This is a genomic window from Streptomyces tricolor (genome assembly GCF_002155905.1).
In the GTDB taxonomy this organism is placed as follows: Bacteria; Actinomycetota; Actinomycetes; order Streptomycetales; family Streptomycetaceae; genus Streptomyces; species Streptomyces tricolor.
In genome coordinates, this window is sequence record NZ_MUMF01000229.1 from 1 (window position 1) to 3,850 (window position 3,850).

The window sequence follows — 3,850 nt, forward strand, 5'->3', positions numbered from 1 at the left end:
CGGCCGTGCTGCGGGTGCGGGGCCGGCCGGAGCCGACGGTCGTGGCGGGGCCGAACGGTCCGCAACGGCTGGCGGGGCGGCTCAGAGCGGGCCTGCGGGACGCGACCGAGGACCTGCCGGCAGACGCGCGGGCCCTGCTGCCCGGGCTGGTCGTCGGGGACACCTCGCGGATCACACCCGAGCTGGACCACGCCTTCAAGGAGACCGATCTGGCGCACACGCTCGCCGTCTCCGGCAGCAACCTCACCGTTCTGCTGGCGCTGCTCATCGGGCCGCCCGGCCTGGCGCACCGGACCGAGCGCCGTGGCCTGGCCCCCTGCCTGGGGCTCTCCCTGCGGGCGACGGCTCTGCTCGCGGGAGCGCTGACGCTGGGCTTCGTGGTCGTCTGCCGGCCCGACCCCAGCGTCCTGCGGGCCGCCGCCTGCGGTGCGGTGGCGCTGCTCGCCCTGGCCACCGGGCGGCGCAGATCCCTGATCCCGGCGCTGGCCACGGCCGTCCTGCTGCTGGTGCTGTACGACCCGTGGCTGGCCCGCACTTACGGCTTCCTGCTGTCCGTGCTGGCCACCGGCGCGCTGCTGGTGCTGGCGCCGGGCTGGAGCGAGGCGCTGCGACGGCGCCGGGTGCCGCCCCGACTCGCCGAGGCTCTGGCGGCGGCTGCCGCCGCGCAGGCGGTGTGCGCGCCGGTCGTGGCGGTGCTGTCGGCCCGGGTGAGTCTGGTGGCGGTGCCCTGCAACCTGCTGGCCGAGGTGGCGGTGGCACCGGCGACGGTGCTGGGGTTCGCGGCGCTCGCTACGGCGCCGGTCGCGATGCCGGCGGCGAAGGCGCTGGCGTGGTGCGCGAGTTGGCCGGCCGGGTGGATCGCCGGGGTGGCCCGGACCGGGGCGGCGCTGCCCGGCGCGGGAGTGGACTGGCCGGGGAGCTGGCCGGGGGCGCTGGCCCTCGCGGCGGTCACCGTGGGCGTCGTCCTGGCCGGCCGGAGACTGCTGCGGCACCCGGTGTGGTGCGGACTGCTCGGCGTACTGGTCGTTGTGCTGGTGACACGGCCGGCGCCGCTGACCCGGGTGGTCACGGGCTGGCCGCCACCGGGCTGGCGGTTCGCGATGTGCGATGTCGGCCAGGGGGATGCCACCGTGCTGGCGGCGGGCGGGGGCGCCGGGGTGGTCGTGGACGCCGGACCCGACCCCGGGCTGGTCGACCACTGCCTGCGGCGGCTGGGCATCACCCGCGTCCCCCTCCTCGTCCTCACCCACTTCCACGCCGACCACGTGGCGGGCCTGCCCGGCGTTCTGCGAGGCCGCTCGGTGGCCGAGATCGAGACCACGGGGTTCGCGGAACCGGCGGACCAGGCAGAGTTCGTCCGCAGGGAGGCGGCCGCACGGCACATCCCGGTCACGACGGCCGCCGCCGGAGAGGAACGGCGTACCGGGCCCCTCACCTGGCGGGTCCTGTGGCCGCCGGCGCAGCGGACACAGCTGCCCCACGGGACGGCGGCGCCCCCGGCCCGGCCGGGCGCCCTGTTCGAGCCGGAGGGCCCGAACGACGCCAGCATCGCGCTGCTCGTGCGCACGGGCGGGCTGCGGCTGCTGCTGCTCGGAGACCTCGAACCCCCGTCCCAGCAGGCGCTGCTGAGGTCCCCGGCGGCCGCCGAGCTGGCCGGAGTGGACGTCCTGAAGGTGGCCCATCACGGCTCGGCCTACCAGGACCCCGCGTTGATACACCTCACGGCACCCCGGGTGGCGCTCGTCTCCACCGGCGCCGGCAACCCCTACGGCCACCCGGCACCGACGACCATGGCCGCACTGCGGGCCGGCGGCGCGGCGGTCCTGCGCACCGACCGCGACGGCGCCCTCGCGATCACCGGAACCGGAGGGATCAAGGGGCGTATGCGGGTAGCCAGAGAGAACTAGGAGGACGGCAGGCGACCAGACTGGGCCCATGACATCCGCACAGATCGACGCCTACCTCCGCCGACTCGGCATCGCACGCCCGCAGCAGCCCACCAGTGAGGCACTGCGCGAGCTGCACCTGAGCCACCTGCGGACCGTCCCCTTCGAGAACCTGTCGGTCCACCTCGGAGAGGCCATCACGCTGGAGGAGAAGCGACTGCTGGAGAAGGTGACCGAGGCCGGGCGGGGCGGCTTCTGCTACGAACTGAACGGAGCGTTCGGGACGTTGCTCGCCGCCCTCGGTTACGGGGTGGAGCTGCTCGCGGGACGCGTGTACGACGGCGAGGGGCGGCTCGGGATCCCCTACGACCATCTCGCGCTGCGGGTGCGGACGGCGGACGGTGACACCTGGCTCGCCGATGTCGGGTTCGGGGCGCACAGCCACTACCCGCTGGTCTACGGGGAACGCGGGGAGCAGGACGATCCCGGGGGCAGTTTCCAGGTGATGGAGGCCGGGCCGGACCCGGCCGGGGTGCGCGGTGGCGACACGCCGGGCGCCGGGGACCTGGACGTCGTCCTGGACGGCGAGCCGCAGTACCGGCTGGAGATCCGGCCCCGGGTGCTCGGGGACTTCGCGGCCGGCGCCTGGTGGCACAGCACCTCACCGAAGTCCCACTTCACCCGCTCGCTGGTCTGCTCCCGGATCACCGAGGACGGAGGACGGATCACGCTCAGCGGGCGCAGGCTGAAGACGACCGCCGCGGACGGCACCCGCGAGACGCGCGAGCTGGGGACGGACGACGAGGTGCTGACGGTCTACCGGGAACGCTTCGGGATCGAGTTGAGCTGTGTGCCGACTGTGCGAAACCCTGACCTGACCGACTAATTCGGCCCAGTCCCGGGCGCATGCGCCGGTTTCCCGTGATGTATGCCCGTGTTGCCTCGAAAGCCGCATCGGTGATCGAATGCACCTTCGGCAAGGGATGGTGTCGAGGCGTACAGGGGTGTCGTAGATGTTCGGCCGCTGGCTGGGTAACCGGACGAACCGGGTGCAACGGATGAGTCCCCTGGCGGCGGTCCGGACACCGCCGGACGCGGGAGTGCTCAGCTGCCGGGTGGTGGATCCGGTCAACGAGCCGGTCCGCGGTGCCGAGTTGGCGGTCAGCGACCCCATGGGCCGCAGGGTGGTGACCGGTGGTACGGACCCCTACGGCACGTTCGTGGCCACGGTGCCGGCGGGGGAGTACCGGCTCGCGGTGTCGGCCGAGGGCTACGCCCCGTACCGGGCCACCGCGCTGGTCGGTGAGAACGCCCTCGCCTCGCTGGGGGATGTGACGCTGCAGGTGGCCCAGCCGCCGGAACCGCCGGCCCCGGGCGACTGGGAGGTCGAGCCCCTGCACTCCTCGATCGGCTTCACCGCACGGCACATCGGGCTGGCCCGGATCCACGGGCGGTTCAACTCCTTCGCCGGGGTGGTGCGGATCGCCGAGCGGGTGGAGCAGTCGGCGATGCATGTCGTGATCGACGCGGCGTCCATCGACACCGGGGTCCGGATGCGTGACGACCATCTGCGGTCGGCGGACTTCCTGGACGTGCAGAGGTTCCCCACGCTGGAGTTCTACAGCGACCGGTTCGTGCACAAGGGCGGCAGCCGGTGGGCGGTCACCGGCGCGCTGTCGCTGCACGGCGTGACCCGCACGGTCACGCTCGACACCGAGTACCTCGGGCTCGGCAACGGCATGGAGGGCGAGGTGCGGGCCGCCTGCCGGTCCACCACTGAGCTGCACCGGGACGACTTCACGGTCAGCTGGCAGTCCATGCTGGCGCGGGGCATCGCGGCGATCGGACCGAGCATCCGCGTCGACCTCGACGTACAGATCGTGCCGAGGGGCTGACGGCCCCGGCCTGCCGCACAAGCGCCGGCCCGCGGCTCGTCCCCGCGGCCCCCGACGCCCTGCCCCGAC

General features: G+C 73.9%; 3 protein-coding genes. All 3 read left to right on the forward strand.

What is annotated here, in order from left to right:
* Window positions 1–1,907 (forward strand): ComEC/Rec2 family competence protein (locus tag CCN44_RS17305; RefSeq protein WP_086698165.1); only part of this gene is annotated, 1,907 nt, incomplete at its 5' end.
* Window positions 1,908–1,935: 28 nt separating this feature from the next.
* Complete coding sequence (locus CCN44_RS17310; RefSeq protein WP_086698166.1) at window positions 1,936–2,772, forward strand: arylamine N-acetyltransferase family protein; 837 nt, start codon at window positions 1,936–1,938, stop codon at window positions 2,770–2,772.
* Window positions 2,773–2,899: 127 nt separating this feature from the next.
* Window positions 2,900–3,781, forward strand: a complete 882-nt coding sequence (locus CCN44_RS17315; protein ID WP_086698167.1) for a YceI family protein — start codon at window positions 2,900–2,902, stop codon at window positions 3,779–3,781.
* The last annotated feature ends 69 nt before the right edge of the window (window positions 3,782–3,850 follow it).